The sequence below is a fragment of the Agrobacterium sp. CCNWLW155 genome, from assembly GCF_036888815.1.
In the GTDB taxonomy this organism is placed as follows: Bacteria; Pseudomonadota; Alphaproteobacteria; order Rhizobiales; family Rhizobiaceae; genus Agrobacterium; species Agrobacterium radiobacter.
Map to the genome: position 1 here is coordinate 1 of NZ_JBAKFW010000061.1, position 854 is coordinate 854.

Annotated in this window: 1 protein-coding gene; it reads left to right on the forward strand. The window is 64.3% G+C overall.

The features are described 5' to 3' along the window. Positions 1-854, forward strand: an 854-nt coding sequence (locus V6S97_RS29110; protein WP_334428451.1) for a methyl-accepting chemotaxis protein, incomplete at both ends; no start/stop codon positions are given.

An 854-nucleotide genomic window follows, 5' to 3' on the forward strand; every position in this document is an offset into this window, starting at 1 on the left:
TCCGGCGACATGGTCTGCGAGATCGCCACGCCGTTCGCTCCGCAATTCGAGGCGCTGCGCCACGATTTCAACAGCTCCGTGCATCAGCTGCGCGAAGCGCTCACAAGCGTCGGCCAGTCCGTACAGACAGTGAACGGCGGCGCGCATGAGGTGTCATCGGCATCCGACGATCTTTCCCGCCGCACCGAGCAGCAGGCCGCTTCTCTGGAAGAGACCGCCGCCGCGCTGGAAGAGATCACCGCCAATGTTTCCGCCACCTCCAAGCGAGCAGGCGAGGCGCGCGACACGGTGCGTGAAGCACGGTCAAAGGCCGATCTTTCCGGCAAGGTGGTGCGCGATGCCGTTTCCGCCATGGAACGCATCGAACATTCCTCGCGCCAGATCGGCCAGATCATCGGCGTCATCGACGAAATCGCCTTCCAGACCAACCTTCTGGCGCTGAATGCGGGCGTCGAGGCGGCGCGGGCGGGCGATGCGGGCAAGGGTTTTGCCGTCGTCGCACAGGAAGTGCGCGAACTGGCGCAGCGCTCCGCCAATGCCGCCAAGGAAATCAAGCAGCTCATCAACACATCTGCCGTTGCGGTGGGTGAGGGCGTGAAGCTGGTCGCCGACACCGGCGTCGGGCTTTCCGAAATCGAGCAGCTGGTGCTTTCCGTCAACACCCATATGGATGCCATCGCCACTGCGGCGCAGGAACAGTCGGCTGGCCTTTCCGAGGTCAACACCGCCGTCAACCACATGGATCAGGCCACGCAGCAGAACGCCGCCATGGTCGAGGAAATGAACGCGGCCGGTGCGGGTCTCGCGCAGGAATGCGCCAACCTCCACGCCCTGCTTGCGCAATTCCAGCTCGG